This window comes from Galbibacter sp. L-19 (genome assembly GCF_056857615.1).
This window is the reverse complement of record NZ_JBSXNL010000057.1, coordinates 1-19956: the sequence shown is the minus strand read 5'-3', so window position 1 is coordinate 19956 and position 19956 is coordinate 1. Positions and strand designations below refer to the sequence as shown.

Below are 19956 nucleotides of genomic sequence, written 5' to 3'. Positions count from 1 at the left end.
TTTTAGTATTAAGGATGAACCCTCTGGAATTTTAATTAAGACAAACATTTAACAGAGAGTCCATCCATCTAATTTTTTTAATTTAATGACCATGGGAAGTCTGGCTTTTCTGCATTTCAGAAACCAGATAATAGGCATTATTATAGGCAACCAACGTACCTTCAGGCAGAGGCTCCAGCAGTTTAATTTCAACCCAACCATCTTCATTTATTCCCGTTCTAACCTGCACTGGTTTCAATTCCCATTCGGTTTCACCATCTTCCTGGTGTTTTTGGGCCGTAAAGATGTAGGGATTTCCTTCTTCTTCAATTATTGCTTCTTCCGGTAAGGCAGGAACAGCTTCTTCACCGGTCCTGATTTTTCCGTTTATATACATCCCCGGAATTAGAAAATCTTCTTTATTATCGATTTCTGCATGCACATGTACCGCTTTGGGGTTTTGTTCAAATTGTTTCCCCACTGAATAAATTTCCCCGGTTAAATTACTGCCTGGAACCGATTCCAGTGTAAACGCAATCTTTTGGCCTTCTTTCACCTTATAAATATCTTTTTCAAAAACCATTAGATCGGCATGCACATATTCATTATCAACTACCATAAACATACTGGTCTGAGGGTCTACATATTGTCCTACCTGTACCAGTACTTTTTCAATATAACCTCCAATTGGGCTTACTACCGGAATATATTCATATAATTCACCGTCTCTAACCTGGGAAGCATTTAGGTTTAACTGCCGTAACTGTGATTCATACCCCCGCACTTCACCTTGTACAGACTGGTAATCTGATTGGGTTTGTTGAAAAGATTTTCCAGATCCTACCTCTGCTTCATATAAACGTTTCTGTCTTTCAAATTCCTTTTCCAAAAATTGCATCCTACTATATGCATTAATATAATCAGACTGCATTCTGGTTAAATTTGGGTGAGAAAGATAAGCCAACACCTGACCTTTATTTACCTTATCCCCCTCAATAACCTTTATAGAAGTTATATTACCGCCTAAAATTGCCGTAACGGTAGCTTCATATTGTGGCGGCACTTCTAACTGGCCATTGGCTTCCACAATACCGGACAAAGCTTTTTTAGGCAAGGTATCTACTTTAATCCCCAGACTATTGAATTTCATTTCTGAAAGATGTACCGAACGCATCCCACCTTCTTCTTCACCGTGTTCTTCATCTCCTTCCTCACCGTGATTTTCACCTTCTTCGGTATTAGTAGTTGCAGTTTCACTGGAAGCATCTTCCCCTGCCGCAGGATTTTCTTTACATCCAAAGAATATGCTGAGCGTTAAGGCAAGCATTAGAATATTTATTGATCTTGTATTCATATCGATTTTCTTATTTTAATTTTTAATTTGAATTCTTAAGGTAATATTCCAGTTGGTAGCGGCTGTCGAGATAATCGTTAAAAGCACTCCAGGCATTTACCTCGATTCTAATGGCATCTCTTATATTTTGGAGAAATGTCACATAATCGATAGCGCCTTCCTTAAAGGCCAGCACTGATCCACCTTGTTGCTCTTTGGCCAGCGGAAGTGCTTCATCCCTATAATAATTCCATGAGTTTCTCCATTTGATGTAGTCTTCACGCATATTTTTATAGGCGGTTTCCAGTTCGATTTTATCCTGATAAAAGTTTTGCTCTGCAATCTGTCTATTTACTTGTGCTTCCTGTGTACGGCCTAATTCCGGCCCAAAAAACAGCGGAATTTGAATTCCTATTTGATATTGGAAGAAACCCGATTGCCCGGCTATTTCCTGCCTACCGTACTGACCCTGAAATTTGGGCAAAAATTCAGATTTTCGTTCTCTGGTAACCGCTTTGGCAACATCTATCCTTTGTTCCGAAACCTGCAGCAACGGATGATTTTCAAGCGACTCTACCAGAAAGTTTAAAGGTTCGTCTAAAGTTTCAACAGGCAAATCTGGTACATCATAGATTGTGTCACTAACGAACCATAGGTTTAAACGCTGTATTGATTTCAGGTAATCTCGGTACGATTGTTCCAGCTGTATTTTAACCTCATTCCCCTGATTTGAAGTAGCAAGATACTCCAGTTTAGAGGTAGCTTCTGTTTCATACCTGATTCGTGCTGCTCTTTCAATGTCTTCAAAAATTGAATCCATTTTCTTATATACCCGATACCTCTTTTTACTTGTATAAACTGAAGCCCAGGCCCTGCTTACTTCACGTTCCACTTCTAAGGTATTTAGTTCTAAAGCATTTTCAGCAAGGGCCACCCTTTCTTTCTGTAATTTCAAACGGGGAGCTATTCCAAAAACATCTATGCCTTGTTGTTGAACACCAATTTGGGTATAGATCCCATCAGAGCCATTTCCTACCTCTTCTTTTCCTGTAAAGATTTGGGTATTTCCAAAATCATAGGCGGTTTTACGCAATACTTCCTCACTTTCAATTTCAAGTTGGGCAGCTTTTAATTGTGGAAAGTTTTGGATTGCCATTTCTTTAGCCTCTTCCAAACTAATAGTTTGTAAAGAATCCTGTATTGGATTTTCCGATGACATTTCATCAGATTGTGCATTTACGGAAAAGGTTCCGCCTAACATCAAGCCAATTATCAAAATTGTGGCTAAAGATCGTGAATTGGAAGAACCAAGCTTGTTCTGTTCCTTTTTCTCTCGTCTCTTCTCTACAAATGTATAAAGGACAGGAAGAACAACCAGCGTAAGTAAGGTAGCTGTAAGCATGCCACCAATAACAACCGTAGCAAGGGGTCGTTGTACTTCAGCTCCTGCTGACGATGAAAAAGCCATCGGCAGAAATCCAAAAATATCTGTTGTTGCTGTTAACATAATGGGACGTATTCGTTCTTTGGTTCCTGTAAAAATTCTATCTTTTATACTGGTTACCCCTTCTTCTTTTAAGGAATTAAACCTGTTAATAAGCACCAGCCCGTTTAAAACGGCAACCCCAAACAATACAATGAAGCCTACACCAGCTGAAATACTAAACGGCATATCTCTTAACCAAAGAGCAAATATTCCTCCAATAGCCGCCAGTGGAATGGCTATATAGATCATAATTGATTGGGAAAAAGATTGGAGTGCAAAGTACAGAAGCACGAATATCAGAAATAGAGCGATGGGCACTACTATTTGTAAACGCCCTTTTGCTCTTTGAAGGTTTTCAAACTCCCCACCATAAGTAATGTAATATCCTGGAGGTAAATCTAACTCTTCATCCAATTTTTGCTGGATGTCATTTACCACAGATTCCACATCCCTCCCGCGGGCATTAACTCCCACATAGGTTCTTCTAAAGGTGTTATCCCTGGAAATTTGCATAGGACCCGGTACATAACTAATATCAGCTACTTCCTTAATCGGAACCTGGGTTCCATCCGGCAGATCTATATAGAGGGTACGTAAATCATCAATGCTTTGGCGGTGCGCCTCATCAAAACGTATTACCATATCAAACCGCTTTTCCCCTTCAAAGATCACTCCGGCCGTTCCTCCGGCAAAAGCTGCACTTATATAATCGTTAATCTTTTCAATGTCCAATCCATATTGCGCAATTTTTTTACGATTAAACCGCACCGTCATTTGTGGAAGACCAGATGTTCGTTCAGGGTTCACATCTCCTACGCCCGGTATAGTCTGTATTATTTCAGCCATTTTATCAGCTTTTTCAGCAAGAAGGTCTAAATCTTCGCCATATAATTTTACCGCAACATCTTCCCTGACCCCGGTAAGCAGTTCATTAAAACGAAGCTCTACAGGCTGGCTAAAAACCAGGTTGACTCCCGTAAGTTCTTCATTAAGTTTCTCTTTGATCTTTTCTATCAATTCCTCTTTAGAACTTGCCGAAGTCCAATTATCCATATCCTTCTCTAATACAATAAACATATCGGCAATATCCATAGGCATTGGATCAGTAGGGATATCGGCAACCCCAATCCTCGCTACGGCGGTTTCTACTTCCGGGAAATTCTCAAGAAGGATATCTTCTATTTTTGTGGAAACATCGATTGTTTCACTCAACCCACTTCCAGGCCTGATTAACGCCTGCATGGCGATATCCCCTTCATCAAGTTGAGGGACAAATTCCCCTCCCATTCTGGAAAAGATAAAACCGGCTACTATAAGTGAGACAACCGCAGACCCCAATACTATGAACTTCAATCTTAAAGCTCCTTTTAATAAAGGCATGTATCCTTTTTGAATCCCTCCAATAATTTTATCACTAACTTTTTCCAGCCAGCGTTCAAACTTTCCAAACCAGTTCTTTTTATTCTGAATTGGTTTCATAAATAAAGCAGACATCATAGGGACATAGGTAAGGCATAAGAAAATAGCACCTATCATGGCAAAACCAAAAGTAAATGCCATTGGCCGAAACATTTTCCCTTCTACCCCCGTTAGAAAAAGAATGGGCGCAAATACGATAAGAATGATAATTTGTCCAAAAAAGGCGGAACCCATCATCGTACTTCCGGCATCATAGGCTACTTCATCCATTTTAGCCTTATTAAATTTTATTTTGCCGGAACGCATCCGTTTTTGTATTTCATATACCGTACCCTCAATGATGATCACAGCACCGTCTATAATAATTCCAAAGTCAATAGCTCCCAAACTCATTAGATTGGCCCAGACATTAAATTGCTTCATTAATATAAAAGCAAAAAGAAGTGATAAAGGAATGGTAGTCGCTGTTATAAGTCCACCTCTTAAGCTACCTAATAGTATCACCAGGGCAAAAATCACGATTAAAGCACCTTCCAGAAGATTCTGGGTCACGGTACTCGTAGTTCTTTCAATTAAAACACTTCTGTCAAGGAAGGGTTCTATTGATAAACCTTCAGGCAAAGATTGTTCTACCGTCTCCATACGATCCTGAACATTTGCAATTACTTTATTAGGATTTGCACCTTTCAACATGAGCACCATACCGCCAACAGCTTCACGGCCGTCCTGGGTAAAAGCACCATAGCGTACCTGGCTACCAAACTGGACCTCTTCAGCTGCATCTCCAATTGTTACAGGTACTCCATTTTCATTCTTGATAACAATAGATTTTATATCATCTAGTGACCTGATTAAACCCTCACCACGGATAAAATTGGCCATATTATTTTTTTCTATATATGCACCGCCTGTATTAACATTATTTTTTTGCAGGGCATCGAAGACTTGGGAAATAGAAACGTTTAACGCATTCAGTTTTTCGGGATTAATGGCAATTTCATATTGTTTTATAGAGCCCCCAAATGAATTTACCTCTACTACACCTTCGACGAGGGTCATTTGACGCTTTACGATCCAATCCTGGATGGTACGCAATTCCGTAGGGGAATAAACAGTGTCATACTCTTTTTGGGGCTTTATCGTATATTGATAAATCTCACCCAAACCTGTAGTAATGGGCCCCATAGCGGGACTTCCAAATTTTTCAGGTATTTGGTCCCTGACTTCGTTCAGTTTTTCCTGAACCAGTTGACGGGGTTTGTAAATGCCCATATCGTCCTCAAAAACAATTGTAACCACGGAAAGGCCAAACCGGGAAACAGATCGTATTTCCGTAACCCCGGGCAGGTTCCCCATTGAGAGTTCTACAGGATAGGTTACAAATTGTTCAATATCTTCTGTTGCAAGATTAGGTGATTGGGTGATCACCTGAACCTGGTTGTTAGTAATATCTGGCACCGATCCCAGGTTGACGGTCATCATGGACCAAATACCCGTCCCTATCAGCGCTAAGGTAAGTAGTCCAATAATAAATTTATTATTAATGGAAAATGCGATTATCTTATTAATCATATAAATAAAAATTTAATTCAGTTAAAATTCTTGATAATAATTTTGTGCCTAACAAAATCTATCAATAGGACCAAGGATCTAGTATGAGAACCAGGATTTGGTCAAAAAAGGATATAATTATCCTTTAAAAAAACTGAATTAAACTTTAGGGGGATCTAAAAAGGAAAGAATAGGTTCTTCCACTGAGCTGTCAAAATGGACAAAGGCTTTTGATGGAATTTCAATAATCAAAGCCTTGAAATTTGAAGAACCGAAATCTACTGTATGCACATGGCAGCAATGACAACTACAAAAAGGAGGGCATAAATCTGCTACTTTATCATGTGAATGGTCGATATCTAAATCCTGGGTAGCAACCATTGTTACTTCTGAATCAGAAATCACTTGTGAAGTATCACTATCATTACAGGCTAATAAGTTAAGCCCGAATATATATAGAGATAATATGATAGCGATCATTTTCACACTACAAAGATAAAAAAAAATCAATGCACAGATTGTGCAATGATATAATGAGTACGTTTTTAAAGTATATTCAATTATTTCAAATCTTGAAATAATCGCGAAAATCTATACCACAATGAACAGCCAAAATACAATAATTATGTTCCCGATCATCCAATTGTTATTTTTGTTCCATTAGTAGTTCTTTGCTTTTATCAAACACTCCGCTTTTACATCTTCAGGAACAAGCCTTCCGATGAAATAAATCCCAATCGGTATTAAGATTAGGCTGTCAAGATATCCAATTATCGGGATGAAGTCAGGAATAATGTCAATTGGACTTAACGCATAACCGATAATTATAAAAATCGAAAGTTCGGCTTACCAGAGAGTTCGCTTTTCTTTCGAAGTCAAATGGAGCATCACTATTCGCTGCTTTAGGTTCTTCCCCAGGTTTTTAGATTTTCAATAATACATTAGGCCTGTTCAAAATACTTAAGAATTGTTGCACAAAGGGGGAGCCAAATAGAATTTGATTCTATTTATTGTCTTTTAGTTTAAGATAATCATATATCTTTGCATTTACGAATAAAATCGGTGCAAAGGTTACCTATCCGGTTACCTGATTTTATTGAAACAGTGTAAGTGTCTGGTTATTAAAATATTGTCTAGTGGTAATTTAGTTCTGCCACCCCGACAAAATAGCTTTTAAAAAGCTATAATAAAAATGTAAAATGATGATTTTCAGTAAATTACATTTTTATTAAAAACATTTGATCGTATTTAAAATCAATGAAAAAGTTACCTAATCGGTTACCTCTCAGGTAACCGATTTTTTTATTATCTTGTATTCGGGAGCCACCATTAGCTCTTATGATTTGACTTTCGTTTTGTATCACTGAATTATTCATGAAAAACGAGAGATTATGCACGTTTCAAACACATTTTCCATTCTTTTTTGGTTGCATACAGCCAAACAAAAAGACAATTTAGCCCCTATTTACGCACGTATTACTGTTAACGGTAAAAGGACAGAAATTAGCTTAAAACGAACTGTATCGGTTACCTCTTGGGATAGTTCTAAAAATCGGGTTACTGGTAGGACAGATAGGGTGAAAAGTATTAATTCCTTTTTAGATCAGACACATGCTAAATTGCAGGATTGTTATAGTCAACTACAAAGTGAATTAAAGCTCATTACAGCACAAAGTATCAAAGCACGGTTTCTTGGTGCTGACGAAAACCATAAGACGCTTCTAGAGCTTATAAAGTATCATAACACAAATATGAATGGTACTATTAAGCGAGGAACGATGAAAAATTACTTTAGTACGGAAAAATATTTAAAAAAGTTTCTGCTAAAGAAGATAAAAAGCAACGACATCTACCTAAAGCACATCTCTTATAGTTTTATTGTTGATTTTGAAACTTTTTTAAGAACAGCTCCTACTTTAAAAAAACATCAACCATTAAGCAATAATGGTATTATGAAACATTTGGAACGTTTAAAAAAACTCATCAACCTTGCTTTAAAACTGGAATGGATAGATAAAGACCCTTTTGCAAGATATAGCTTGAAGTTTATAAAATTTGACAGGGTTTATCTTAATAAAGAAGAGTTGGAGCAGTTGGAGGGTACATCCTTTAAAAACACAACGCACCAAAAGACAAGAGATATATTTGTATTCGCCTGTTATACGGGGTTATCTTATGCGGATATAAAGACATTAACTTCTTCACATATTGTAAGAGGTATTAACGGAGAGTACTGGATTTATACCCGAAGAGAGAAAAGCAATACTTCGGTTAAAGTTCCATTACTGGATAAAGCACTGTCAATTATTAAAAAATATGATGAGAATCAAGATAGTAGCTCTAATCAAGTATTACTTCCAGTTTGTAGCAATCAGAAAATGAATAAGTACTTAAAAGAAGTAATGCAAGAATGTAAGATTCACAAAAGGATTACTTTTCATGCAGCAAGACACACTTTTGCTACCACAGTTACGCTTTCTAATGGAGTTCCCATAGAAACCGTTTCTAAACTTTTAGGACATACAAAAATAACGACTACTCAAATCTATTCAAGAGTATTGGAGCAAAAGATTGGAGATGATATGTTTGCTCTAAAGACAAAATTAAATATGCCTACAAAAGATGATATTTATAATCAAAATTTATAAAGGTGGCAGGCTTATTTTAAAAACGCCACATACCCTATTATTACTGTTATTCTGTAACTTTCAATTATTTATGAACACCTAATTGCATACTAAAACCAAGAAAAGAGCTTTGGAGATATAATTTACTCTCTTTTAATATTATAAAGATATGAAAATTAGTAAATAGCACAATCTCTGCAAAAAAATGGTTATACTACGTACTCATTGAATTAATTGTCCAGTTTTTTGTTGCAAATCCAAAATATATCTGTAACATATTCCATACTTGTTCGTCGAAAGTTAAAAAAATAAATGCGAACCATACTCTTATTAATCTTATCGATCAAATGTCTGTTTTCATTCGCTCAAAATAATGAATTAAAGTGTTCTAAAAGTGACACTTTAGTTATTATCGAGAAGAATTCTGAAAAAGGTTTTTATCATGACTATATCTTGTTTATTCCAAAAGAAACACCCTTTAACAAAAAAACATACCTACTGGTAGAGCCAAATAATACAGGTAGAACTACCGATAGTATAGAAGTTCATAAAAAGTATGCTATTGATTTAGCGTCAATAAGTTCTGTAGGAAACAATGTTTCTACAATGCTAAAAATACCCTTACTGGTTCCTATATTTCCTAGACCTGCCAAGCAAGAATTAATCTACACTCATGCATTAGACAGAGATGTTATGTTAGAAAAATCTCCTGAATTAAAACGGCTAGACTTACAATTACTTGCCATAATTAATGATGCTAAAATAGTTTTAAACAAAATGAATATTCAAGTTGATTCAAAAGTATTTATGAGTGGTTTTTCTGCATCTGCCACGTTTACAAATCGTTTTTCTTTTATACATCCAGAAGCTATAAAAGCATTAGCCATTGGTGGGTTTAATGGTGAACTGATGCTACCTCAAAAGGATATTAATGGTACAAAATTAAATTACCCTCTTGGTCTAAACGATTTCACGGTTTTATTTGATAAAAAATTTGATATTGCTTCCTTTAAACAAATTACCCAATTTATTTATATGGGTGAATTAGATGAAAATGATGCTGTTCAGTTTGATGATGCCTACAGTGAGCATGAACGCCAAATCATTAACAACTACTTAGGGAGAGAAGTACAAGTAAGGTATTTAAAATGTCAAGAGTTATATTTGGAGAAAAACATTTTTCCGCTTTTTGAGAACTATGAAAATGTTGGACATTGGACAACTTCAGAAATAAATTTTGCTGTGATAAAATTCTTTTTCAATCAAATGAAATAATCTTACTGCTAACATTGTTAAAAAATGGATACATCAATAACTTTATATATATTATTTTAGTTTTGTCTCACGTTACTTTATATAGCTGGTAATCGTTATGCATTATCTTACCCCGTGCTGAATATGAAGACATAGAAAATGGAATTAAGGAAGAATTAAACAACACATTTCATGTCGATGGACAGGTTTTTTCGATAGCACCTGATTTACTTTGCTAAGAAGCTTTTGAGTTAGGGAAACTAAAACTTTTCTGGGAGGGTGAAAATATGGTATGGTAGGAATATAAAAAAGGAATTGGAATTTTTTACATCATTGGGTTTACATCCCGAAACAGGTAAAACATTAGACCCAATTACAGATTATATGATAAAAAAATATGCGTGCCCTAAAAAAATGCCTTAAAATTAAGAGTTTAGACTCTTTTATCAATACTCTCTTTATCAAAAGCTATTAAATTGAATAGCTGATGAATTCTTTAACTTGCTCGTTTACAGCATATCTATTATAAATCCTGTGCGTTCGGTCTTGTCGTTGCATGGGTTCTTATTTTTCAATACATAAATAAAATTGATTTTTTATCCTGATAAGTTCAACTTGTGATTAAGATTCTTGACACCAACATGTAGTTGGTTAACCTAGTAATTTAAACAAAAAATATTAATTAAGAGTATGGTTGACTTTAGATAGCTCTTTCTGGCCAAAAGTCTTTAGGAGAACATTTGAATATTTTGGCAATTGCATTTAGATGATTCAAATTGTATTTGGCTCTTCTGCTTTTAGCTTCTACATGAGATATAAAACTATCGTTCATTTCCAGTCTCTGAGAAAGCTCTAATTGTGTAATGTTGAGCTCTAAACGCTTTTTTCTAATTGAATTTATTATATGTTGTTCTATATCAGTTGCCAATTCGGGTAGATTTATTACAAAGAGCTACTATTTTTACATTCTTTTCAATGGTACATGTACCATTATTTAAATAATTTTATTATATTTGACTATCAGTTAATGATTTAGCATTAAAAGCATTGTCCTTAACAATATTTTAGTGCATACTAAATATAGACTCCCATATAAAAAGTTATCTATAACAAATGCTTTTTAGGATATTTAAGAGAGAAATTAAAATGTTTGGTTTTTTCCGTTATGGGGATGGTGTAACTGTATTTGACATTCTATTTAAGAAAAAACCAAAGAACCCAATATGATATTTTTAATTATAGGATACCCTGTTGCACTTTTTTAATTCCGGTAATCGACATTTTTAATCCTATAATTCACGTACTTCATTTTTCATGGTATCCGGCCATGCTTCTATTAATAAAGATTTAATGTTGATTCTTTCTTGTTATTACAGGGCTAGGCAATTGTATGGCTTTGCTGATTCCAAGTGGTTTAGCATTTAATAAAACAAAATCTATTATGCCACACACAAACTTTGAATTATTAAAAAATAATGATCCCGCTGCTTTGGTTAAAATTCATGAGCAATACAACAGGAGTATCTTCTGGGTGGGAAAACGATGGCTCAATGATGAATTTGTGATAGCGACCTTGGTTCAAAATGTTTTTTTAAAACTGTGGGTTTGTAGAGACAGGATAGAAACGCCAAAACATATTTACTTTTTCTTAAAGTTTGTGATGAAAAGAGAATGTATCTCCTACTATAGCACGCCCAGAAATAAATTTTATAGAAAAACTTATTCCTTAGATAATTTTAATAATTACCAAGATTATATGGCAGGCTATGATCCAGAAAAAGTTGATACCCATCTTCAAGATCAGGAATTCGATCAGCAGCAATTTGAAAAGCTCAAAAAAGTATTACCCCTATTAAGTAATGAGAGAAAACACCTAATAGAACTCTGTTTAAAATACGGTTTTCAATATAAAGCAATTGGTGCAGTGATGGGAAAAGGTATTACAGAGACCAGTAACGAGGTTAAAAGAGCCATAGAAGATTTAAAAACCATCATCCATCAGGGAGGTATGAAGGCAGTTAAGAAAAGTCCAGCTATTGGGATAAAGATGCAAGGTGTAATGACCGAAGAACAAAAAAGAGTATTGGAGCTACGATGTAAAGAGAAACAGTCCTTTGCATTTATCGCCAACGAACTTAAACTATCCCAAAAGGAAGTCCACAAAGAATTTGTGACCGCCTATAAGCTAATGCAAGAGCAACATAAGCAGCAATTAAAATCAGCATAGTTATGGGGAAATCAACACTTAAACTCACTCGAAAGATTCAGATACTAGTAGACCTGCCAGCCAAAGAAGAACGGAAGGAGAAACTAGACAAATTATATCAATACCAGAATCGGTGCTTTAGAGCAGCGAATATTATGATGTCTCATATGTATGTGCAGGAAATGATTAAAGACTTTTTTTACCTCTCCGAAGGAATCAAATATAAACTGGCAGATGAGAAAAAAGATAAAGATGGTATTTTGCAGCGTTCCCGTATGAATACAACTTTCCGAGTGGTGTGTGACAAGTTTAAAGGAGAAATTCCAACGGATATTCTATCGAGCTTGAACAATACCTTGTTGTCCACTTTTAACAAAAACAAATCGGATTACTGGAAAGGACTCTGTTCCCTACGAAATTTCAAAAGAGACATGGCATTTCCGTTCCCTGCGAAAACAATGAGTCGGATTTCCTATAATCCTGATAAAAAGGCATTTTGTTTCCGTTTGTTTTCTATACCGTTTAAAACGTATTTAGGAAAAGACTATACCGATAAACGAAGATTATTAGAGCGTTTGGTTGAAGGGGATATGAAGCTGTGTACCTCAAAGATTAAATTAAAGGATGGAAAAATCTTTTGGTTAGCGGTATTTGAAATTGAAAAAGAAGAGCATGGTCTTAAACCTGAAGTTATCGCAGAAGCTTCACTTTCTCTTGAGTATCCTATAGTGGTTAAAACAGGCAAAACAAAGCTAGCTATTGGAAGTCGAGAAGAATTTTTATACCGAAGGCTAGCTATACAAGCCGCCTATAAAAGAACACAGGAAGGAATTACTTATTGTAAATCAGGAAAAGGGAAAAAGCGAAAATTAAAGGCTGTGGAGAAGCTTCGAGATGCAGAAACTAATTATGTATCCCATCGCTTACATTTATACAGTAGAAAACTGATTGATTTTTGTGTAAAAAATCAAGCGGGAACACTGATTTTAATAAATCAAGAGGACAAAATCGAGATTGCTAAAAAGGAAGATTTTGTCCTTAGAAATTGGAGTTATTATGAGTTAATGACTAAAATAAAATACAAAGCCGATAAAGCAGGTATTGAGCTAATTACAGCTTAATGATTTAATTTAGAGGGTGCTTGTACACCCGTAGGGTGAGGTTTACCTATAGCGCTCACTAAATGCTTATAGCATATACAACGGCGTGGGCTTTCTTTATTTTTCTATATTCTGATTAGGGTAAAAAGCCCTAAATCTTACCATAACTAATACTATTTTTTGAATGGGATTTATAGGAGTTATTAAAATATTATCATGATAAGAACGTTTACCTAAAAACTCTTCATTGAAGCTAGGAAAACTTTAAAGTTCTCTCAACTACAAATTAAATAGGAAGTCTAAAAAGGCTTTCTGTTCATTTTTTACTAAAAAACACCCTAGTTTTAAAAGGCTGAGCGCATTTTTTAGTAAAAAACCTTCCGAAAACACCTAAATTCATTTCAAGAAATTTTCTTAAAATACATCTGAAATTTATATAGCATAGATATGCGAAATCATACTTTTTGCAGCAAAAAATAGCCTATTTATTAGAGATAGAGAAGGATTTGCTGCAAAAACAAAGTAAATAGGAATAATCTAAAAGATACTGAAAACGCTGAAAACCGATATAAACAAAGGGGATTTCGAGGAAATGTAAACCAGTAACATCGCTTTAGCGTGTTACCCTCTTGCTATCCCCCTTTGTCCACTTGAATAGATTAAATATCATAGTTCTTCATTTAATATTCCTGAAAAGCTGCATTTTCATAAAAAATGAGGATTTCCGTAATGATAGTATTTAATCTTTAGTTTACTTTGTTAAGTAATTTTAATGCTTAAGGAGTTTATCCAACTTAGAATTAAAGGTACTTATATCTATAAAATAGCTTCTTTGCTAGAAAAAATTACTTGATTTGAAAGGATTATATTTATTTTAGTTCAAATAAATATAATTGAGATAAATACACCACATGTGTTTATACAGACGTTGCCAGTAATGCGGAAAAACAGAAACCTATGAAACCAATAACATTCGAATTTTTAGAGAAACCATCGGAAAGTGAGTTTGACTATTCCGTTATCGAATATGATAATGAATTTAATTTAAGTGTAGATAAAACCACAAAATTACCTGCAATTGATTCTCTGAATATGGAAACAGAAACATTTACAAAAACTGGTGGAGAAGCATCAGACTCTGATGCCGATTTTCGAATGGATACTGCTACTCGAACATATACTGAAATGGAAGCTACAGATAGCGATGCAAATATCCATAGTTTAATTCAGCTTATGGGAACATCGACACTTACGGAATCTTCTGAAGCTGTCGATTCTGATGAAGATATCAAATGATTCTAATTATTACACATAAACAAGACTATACAGTCGATTTTGTAGTTAATAAATTAAACAAAAAAGGAATCCAATACAAAAGACTTAATTGTGAAGATTTAATAAACAAAAATTATAGCTTTAATTTCAACAATGATTTTTCTTTCTCATTTGATGGCATAAATAACTTCAAGTCTGTTTGGTTCAGACGAACTAAATTCCCAGAAATAAACGACTTAAAACAAGAAGAGAAACATTACATTCTTACCGAATATGATTCGCTTCTTAAGAATATTTTTGCAACCATAGATGCAAATTGGTTAAGCGAACCTAAATATGTTTACAACGCTGAAAATAAAGCTCTTCAACTAAAAGTTGCAAAGAAAATTGGCTTTAATATTCCTCAAACAATCATAACCAACGAAAAAGAAAAAATCAGAGAGTTTTATAATAAAAATAACAAAGACATTATTATTAAACCATTAGCTCATACAAGGATTAATTACAATAATGATGTTGCTTTTATTTTTACTAATTCAGTTAGTCAAAAACTAATAGATTCAATTGATGGTTTTGATATCAATCCTTGCATATTTCAAGAAAACATTAAGAAAGAATACGAAATTCGTGTAACAGTAATTGATAAAAAAGTTTTTGCATCTTCTGTTTATTCACAATCGAATGAAAACACCAAGAATGATTGGAGAAAAGAAAAACTTGATTTTAATATCGTTGAAATTCCGAAAGATATTGCAGACAAATGCGTCACACTTTTACAAGAGTTAAATCTTAAATTTGGTGCAATTGACTTAATCAAAACACCAAAAGATGAATATGTGTTTTTAGAAATAAATCCAAACGGACAATGGGCTTGGATTGAAATGCAGACTGGACAAGAAATGTCCGATGAAATAATCAAATTTTTAGAAAATGACAAAACTTAAATTTCTCTTTCAGTCATTTGGACTTTTCAAAAAATTGGAGTTCCAAAAACCATATAATTACGACATAAACGATTATACTAATTCAAAAGAAAAACAATTAGAATTACATAAGGCATATTTAAAAGAGATTGAAAATGAAGAAAACAACAGATTAAATGTAATTGAAAATAAAACTTCACAATTAATCGCTCAAACTGGACTAATATTCTCTTTATTAAGCTTGTTTATGCCATTCATCATTGACAAGGTTTTAGATTTCAACCTATACCTTAAAATCCTATTTATAGTTGTTTTGGCTCTTGCCTATTTATTCTACATTCTTACAATAAATAATGCGCTTAAAAACTTTAATGTTAAAAACTTCAATTACGGTAAGAATTCACCAAATTCTATTTTAAGCAAACAAGATGTAAGTGTCAAAAAGTTTCTAAAGATGGAGATAAAAGACTCTCTTTTTACAATAAACAATAACATTTCCATTAACAATGTAAAAGCTACAAATCTCATAACAGCTTATAATTCATTTAGGTATGGAAATATATTCACATCAATATTAGTAGTGTTTTTATGTGCCTCATTATTATTTATTAGTTCAAAAACAGAAGAAATTAAAATAGAGAATCCAATTGAAATAAAACAATTTGAAGAGTATATTGAGACATTAAAAGAACAGAATCTGATTTTAAAAGAGCAATTAAAAACGGAAAAAAAAGACACTATTGTGAAAAGCACTACTGGCAACAAAGTACTGTGGTAAAAAACAAATGAAATTATGAAACAAATATTTACAATTCTATTTTTCTTTCTATTCTTATTTTCATTTGCGCAAACAAATCCAAATCACGTTTATGTTAGTGGATATTATAGAAGCAATGGTACTTATGTAAAGCCTCATTATCGAACTGCACCTAATAGTACTAATAGAGATAATTTTTCAACCAGAGGAAATACAAACCCATATACAGGGCGAGCTGGATATATAACACCTGACAATAATACATCTTCAACTTATACACCAAGCACATATTCAACTACTACTACAAGTTATCCTAAAACCACATATAACACCACATCATCGAGTACATCAAACAGTTCATATAATTCAAGTACAATTTATACGACTACAAGTTCTTATGGTCAATTATGGAGAACACCATCACAATACGATGCAATTCGTCCATTAAAAAAAGGTAGTAATGTTAAAGTAATTGAATATGACAACGGATTTTATAAGGTAATATCAAACGGCACAGTTGGGTATATAAATGATATTACTATTAATGAAAATTCTTCAATGAAAAAACTAAAAAATTCAGAAGAAAAATACTCAAATAATGATGTTAACAAAGCAACAGTAAACGAGATATTTGACATAGATGTATCAAAAATTTACGCTTTACCAAGTAAATACGTTTCTGCAAGAAAAGCCAATTTGAGATTAGGACCGACAACAGTTACAAATGTGCTAACTACAATTGAGCGAAACGAAAAAATCCGAATAATTGACAATTCAACTTATAGCTCTTGGACAAAAATCATAGTAGAAGTGGATGATGGATTTTTCATAGGATTTTTAAGTAATAGTCTAATATCTAATAGTAAAATTACCGAAAGCAACCAAAAAGATAGCCCGACCTCTGTCGTTAAGAGATTTTTAAAATATTTGGGCGATGAAGAATTTTATAGTGCATTTTCATTAACTAATAATCCAAGCTGGAATAAAAATGGTGGTTACAAATGGTTTTCATCAACGGATGCTTATGGTGGAATTGATTACGTGACTGTTTACGAAGTAAGACTTGAAAATGCTTTTGATGACCAAGCAGTTGTTTTTGCTGATTATTATGCAAGTGACCCTTTGCACACTTCAAGAAGATGGAAACAAATACTTATTTTAGAATATCAGTACGGAAAATGGAAAATAGTGAGAACCAAATTAGCAGAATAGCACTACACACAACAAAGATGTATATAAAAAATAGGCGAAACAGTAATAAATAAAAGAGTTGTTTCTTTCCAACGCTCATATATGCCTGAGGAAATCCGTAATTAAATTTACTGGAAATGAAATAAATTACCCAAATTGAATTATGATGAATATATAATCCGATGCTAAAAAAATAAAAAGAATGTCAAACACGCACGACCCAATCAAGCAAATAAAATTTTTAAGCCAATCATTATCAAATGATAAAAAACCATTGTCTTTTTTCATTTCTGCTGGTTGTCCTTTGGGAGTGACTATGCCTGAAGGCGAATGGCCTTTAATTCCTGCCATAAAGGAATTAAGTCAAAAAGTAAACGCAGAATTAATAAAAGAAGGAAAAGAGGAATTGAGGTATAACGATTTCATAGAAGAAATTAAAAAAGATTCAAAAGACCACGAAAATATAGAATTAGTATTGAGCTTTGCTCGCTCTTTAAAAGATGTATCTCTTGGTGGAGAAGCTAGAGGATTTACAAATAAAGAGCTAATTGAAATAGAGAAAGAAATTTGCTCATACATCGCTGAATTGATAAATGTTGAACTTCCAAAAGACATAACACCATATCATAAATTTGCATCTTGGATAGCATCTATAGATAGAGATAAGCCAATAGAAATTTTCACAACAAATTATGACCTCTTAATTGAGCAAGCTTTGGAGGAAACCTATGTTCCATATTTTGACGGTTTTGTTGGTGCTCGTAATTCATTTTTTGACCTTCGTGCAATAGAAAGCAATTCTATTCCTCAACATTGGACAAGATTATGGAAAATCCACGGTTCTTTAAATTGGTATCAGTCTAAAAACGCAGTCCATAGAAGTACAGGAAGTAACATACAAGACCAAGAGTCACATTTGATATTTCCATCTCATCTAAAATATGACCAAAGTAGAAAAATGCCATATTTAGCGTTGATAGACCATTTAACAAATTCTATAAAATCAGAGCCTGCAATTCTTTTAACATCTGGATATTCATTCAATGATGAACATATAAACGATGCTATTCTTAACGCATTAAAAGCAAATCCAACTTCAATTGTAATTGCATTACTATTTGGTAATCTTTCAGATTATCCAAGAGCAGAGGAAATAGCAAAACGCAGACCTAATATTAGTCTTTGGGCTTTTGATGAGGCAATTATCGGAACAAAAAAAGGAAACTGGGAACCTAGTGATACTTTTGAAAAAGAAGATAATATTGCCGAAGTAGTTCATAGAATAGAAACTGATGACCCAGAAGATGCTGAAAACAAAATAATTTCGTGGAATCTAAAGTTAGGAGATTTCGCAAAATTAGGGGACTTTTTGCAAGAACTAGTTGGTAGTGAAATTGAAGAAAAAAAATGAAAAATCAAGCTACTTTTTTAGGAACAATTGAAGATGTTAAAGGTTCTAGCGTAAGAGTTCTATTATCGAATGAATCTCTATCTGGTTTAACATACATTGATGGACAAGGTTATAGAATTGGTCAAATAGGAACATTTATAAAAATCCCAATAGGCTTCACATTATTATACGGTGTCATATCTCAAGTTGGTGCAAGTTCAGTACCTGAAAACTTAATCGACCAGCAACCGTATGGAAATAGATGGATGACTGTTCATTTAGTTGGAGAAGGAACTACCAAAGGTAGTTTTCAACGTGGAATTAGTCAATACCCAACAATCGGTGATGAAGCACATTTAGTATCCGAAAAAGACTTGACTAAAATTTATGGAAAGGTTTCTGATGTAAATTACATTAAAATAGGGAACATAGCTAGTTCCGAATCTATTCCTGCCTTGTTGGATGTCGATAAACTTGTTACTCGACATAGTGCAATTGTTGGTTCAACTGGTTCTGGTAAATCCAACACTGTTACTTCCTTATTGAAAGCAATTAATTCTGGAAACTACCCAAAAGCAAAAATCATATTAATTGACCCACATTCTGAATATCATACAGCTTTAAAGGATTATAGTAAAGTATATTCAATTGATGGAGATAACCCATTAAAAATCCCATATTGGTGTTTATCGTATAATGAATTGGCTCTGATTTTATTCGACAAAAAGCAATCGACAGATATGACACAAGATTTAAGGTTTCAACAAGAGATTTTAAAGCAAAAAATAGAATTATCATCTAAACTTAAATCTGGAGTAATTGCAGAAAATCAAATAACTGTTAATTCACCAATCCCATTTGACTTAAAGAAAATTTGGTATGAACTGTATATAGAAACTTTTGCCACAGTAAACACAAAAGGAGATTTATCAACTATTGCCTATCAAACAGACGCAGATGGCAATGAATTAAAAGGTAATAAGGACACATTAGAATTACCCAAATTTCAACCACCAGGAAATGGAGGAAGTGCACCATTTATTTATACCCAAAACAAATTATTATCATCATATCTTAATAAGTTACGAGGAAAACTTTTAGACAATAGAATTGATTTTATTTTCGATACAACTGAATATGATGGTGTCAAAAAAGATTTAGATGACCTTTTAAGTGAGTGGATTAATCACGATAAGCCGATAACAATACTTGATTTAGGCGGAATACCTTTTGATGTTATGGATTTAGCTGTTGGTTTAATTTCAAGACTTTCTTACGAAACTATGTTTTGGGGAAGGTTTTTAGATGGTATTGGAAGGCAAAGTGTAAATTCCTGTAAAGTTGACCCACCCATTCCTGTTTAAATTGAGCATAGTAAAACAGGTTCTAAAAAGAGCAGTTTTGTGCTTATAAAAATATAAAATTTATCATTGTTTTTTTCTTTTTTTTCTCATGGATTCACCTT

The 19956-nt window shown here is 33.7% G+C and carries 15 protein-coding genes; 10 read left to right on the top strand and 5 right to left on the bottom strand.

Translation table 11 applies throughout. From position 1 onward, the window contains the following. Positions 1 to 82 precede the first annotated feature (82 nt). From AC13CQ_RS10615 to AC13CQ_RS10600, 4 genes are all read right to left on the bottom strand, one after another. On the bottom strand, positions 83 to 1333 hold the full coding sequence (locus AC13CQ_RS10615; RefSeq protein WP_187288243.1) for an efflux RND transporter periplasmic adaptor subunit: 1251 nt from the start codon (positions 1331 to 1333) through the stop codon (positions 83 to 85). A 22-nt stretch (positions 1334 to 1355) separates the two neighbouring features. Then, positions 1356 to 5789 (bottom strand): CusA/CzcA family heavy metal efflux RND transporter, encoded by a 4434-nt coding sequence (locus AC13CQ_RS10610; RefSeq protein WP_008613766.1) that lies wholly within the window; start codon positions 5787 to 5789, stop codon positions 1356 to 1358. A gap of 138 nt (positions 5790 to 5927) precedes the next feature. After that, on the bottom strand, positions 5928 to 6248 hold the full coding sequence (locus AC13CQ_RS10605; protein ID WP_121668025.1) for a DUF6660 family protein: 321 nt from the start codon (positions 6246 to 6248) through the stop codon (positions 5928 to 5930). Between the two features lie 180 nt (positions 6249 to 6428). Beyond that, the gene (locus AC13CQ_RS10600) at positions 6429 to 6593 is read right to left on the bottom strand and encodes a DUF1232 domain-containing protein (protein WP_382402986.1); all 165 of its coding nucleotides are present in this window, start codon (positions 6591 to 6593) and stop codon (positions 6429 to 6431) included. A gap of 566 nt (positions 6594 to 7159) precedes the next feature. On the opposite strand from AC13CQ_RS10600, the gene AC13CQ_RS10595 reads away from it, so the two are divergent. Further along, the gene (locus AC13CQ_RS10595; RefSeq protein ID WP_482882885.1) at positions 7160 to 8416 is read left to right on the top strand and encodes a site-specific integrase; all 1257 of its coding nucleotides are present in this window, start codon (positions 7160 to 7162) and stop codon (positions 8414 to 8416) included. 291 nt (positions 8417 to 8707) lie between these two features. Next, positions 8708 to 9670, top strand: a complete 963-nt coding sequence (locus tag AC13CQ_RS10590) for a hypothetical protein (RefSeq protein WP_008615495.1) — start codon at positions 8708 to 8710, stop codon at positions 9668 to 9670. Between the two features lie 679 nt (positions 9671 to 10349). On the opposite strand, the gene AC13CQ_RS10585 is transcribed toward AC13CQ_RS10590, so the two are convergent. Further along, positions 10350 to 10577, bottom strand: coding sequence for a helix-turn-helix domain-containing protein (locus AC13CQ_RS10585; RefSeq protein ID WP_008615500.1), 228 nt, complete (start codon positions 10575 to 10577; stop codon positions 10350 to 10352). A 513-nt stretch (positions 10578 to 11090) separates the two neighbouring features. Here AC13CQ_RS10585 and AC13CQ_RS10580 point away from each other — a divergent pair. From AC13CQ_RS10580 to AC13CQ_RS10545, 8 genes are all read left to right on the top strand, one after another. Further along, entirely contained in the window at positions 11091 to 11876 is a 786-nt protein-coding gene (locus tag AC13CQ_RS10580) for an RNA polymerase sigma factor (RefSeq protein ID WP_474507794.1), read from the top strand. A gap of 2 nt (positions 11877 to 11878) precedes the next feature. Next, positions 11879 to 12976, top strand: a complete 1098-nt coding sequence (locus AC13CQ_RS10575; protein ID WP_474507618.1) for a nuclease/transposase family protein — start codon at positions 11879 to 11881, stop codon at positions 12974 to 12976. A 936-nt stretch (positions 12977 to 13912) separates the two neighbouring features. Continuing rightward, entirely contained in the window at positions 13913 to 14251 is a 339-nt protein-coding gene (locus tag AC13CQ_RS10570; RefSeq protein ID WP_474507795.1) for a hypothetical protein, read from the top strand. Continuing rightward, positions 14248 to 15174, top strand: a complete 927-nt coding sequence (locus tag AC13CQ_RS10565) for an MvdC/MvdD family ATP grasp protein (protein ID WP_474507796.1) — start codon at positions 14248 to 14250, stop codon at positions 15172 to 15174. The genes AC13CQ_RS10570 and AC13CQ_RS10565 overlap by 4 nt, the downstream gene beginning before the upstream one ends. Next, complete coding sequence (locus AC13CQ_RS10560) at positions 15161 to 15931, top strand: hypothetical protein (RefSeq protein WP_474507797.1); 771 nt, start codon at positions 15161 to 15163, stop codon at positions 15929 to 15931. The genes AC13CQ_RS10565 and AC13CQ_RS10560 overlap by 14 nt, the downstream gene beginning before the upstream one ends. A 15-nt stretch (positions 15932 to 15946) precedes the next feature. Continuing rightward, entirely contained in the window at positions 15947 to 17122 is a 1176-nt protein-coding gene (locus tag AC13CQ_RS10555) for an SH3 domain-containing protein (RefSeq protein WP_474507798.1), read from the top strand. Positions 17123 to 17303: 181 nt separating this feature from the next. Further along, positions 17304 to 18512: an SIR2 family protein gene (locus AC13CQ_RS10550; protein ID WP_474507799.1), complete on the top strand. Its 1209-nt coding sequence runs from the start codon at positions 17304 to 17306 to the stop codon at positions 18510 to 18512. Further along, positions 18509 to 19855: an ATP-binding protein gene (locus AC13CQ_RS10545; RefSeq protein WP_482882882.1), complete on the top strand. Its 1347-nt coding sequence runs from the start codon at positions 18509 to 18511 to the stop codon at positions 19853 to 19855. The genes AC13CQ_RS10550 and AC13CQ_RS10545 overlap by 4 nt, the downstream gene beginning before the upstream one ends. Positions 19856 to 19956 lie beyond the last annotated feature (101 nt).

Bases quoted from the DNA above. Each gene is read 5' to 3' on its own strand.
- AC13CQ_RS10615 (WP_187288243.1), bottom strand. From the start codon at position 1,333: ATGAATACAAGATCAATAAATATTCTAATGCTTGCCTTAACGCTCAGC.
- AC13CQ_RS10610 (WP_008613766.1), bottom strand. From the start codon at position 5,789: ATGATTAATAAGATAATCGCATTTTCCATTAATAATAAATTTATTATT.
- AC13CQ_RS10605 (WP_121668025.1), bottom strand. From the start codon at position 6,248: ATGATCGCTATCATATTATCTCTATATATATTCGGGCTTAACTTATTA.
- AC13CQ_RS10595 (WP_482882885.1), top strand. From the start codon at position 7,160: ATGCACGTTTCAAACACATTTTCCATTCTTTTTTGGTTGCATACAGCC.
- AC13CQ_RS10590 (WP_008615495.1), top strand. From the start codon at position 8,708: ATGCGAACCATACTCTTATTAATCTTATCGATCAAATGTCTGTTTTCA.
- AC13CQ_RS10580 (WP_474507794.1), top strand. From the start codon at position 11,091: ATGCCACACACAAACTTTGAATTATTAAAAAATAATGATCCCGCTGCT.
- AC13CQ_RS10575 (WP_474507618.1), top strand. From the start codon at position 11,879: ATGGGGAAATCAACACTTAAACTCACTCGAAAGATTCAGATACTAGTA.
- AC13CQ_RS10570 (WP_474507795.1), top strand. From the start codon at position 13,913: ATGAAACCAATAACATTCGAATTTTTAGAGAAACCATCGGAAAGTGAG.
- AC13CQ_RS10565 (WP_474507796.1), top strand. From the start codon at position 14,248: ATGATTCTAATTATTACACATAAACAAGACTATACAGTCGATTTTGTA.
- AC13CQ_RS10560 (WP_474507797.1), top strand. From the start codon at position 15,161: ATGACAAAACTTAAATTTCTCTTTCAGTCATTTGGACTTTTCAAAAAA.
- AC13CQ_RS10555 (WP_474507798.1), top strand. From the start codon at position 15,947: ATGAAACAAATATTTACAATTCTATTTTTCTTTCTATTCTTATTTTCA.
- AC13CQ_RS10550 (WP_474507799.1), top strand. From the start codon at position 17,304: ATGTCAAACACGCACGACCCAATCAAGCAAATAAAATTTTTAAGCCAA.
- AC13CQ_RS10545 (WP_482882882.1), top strand. From the start codon at position 18,509: ATGAAAAATCAAGCTACTTTTTTAGGAACAATTGAAGATGTTAAAGGT.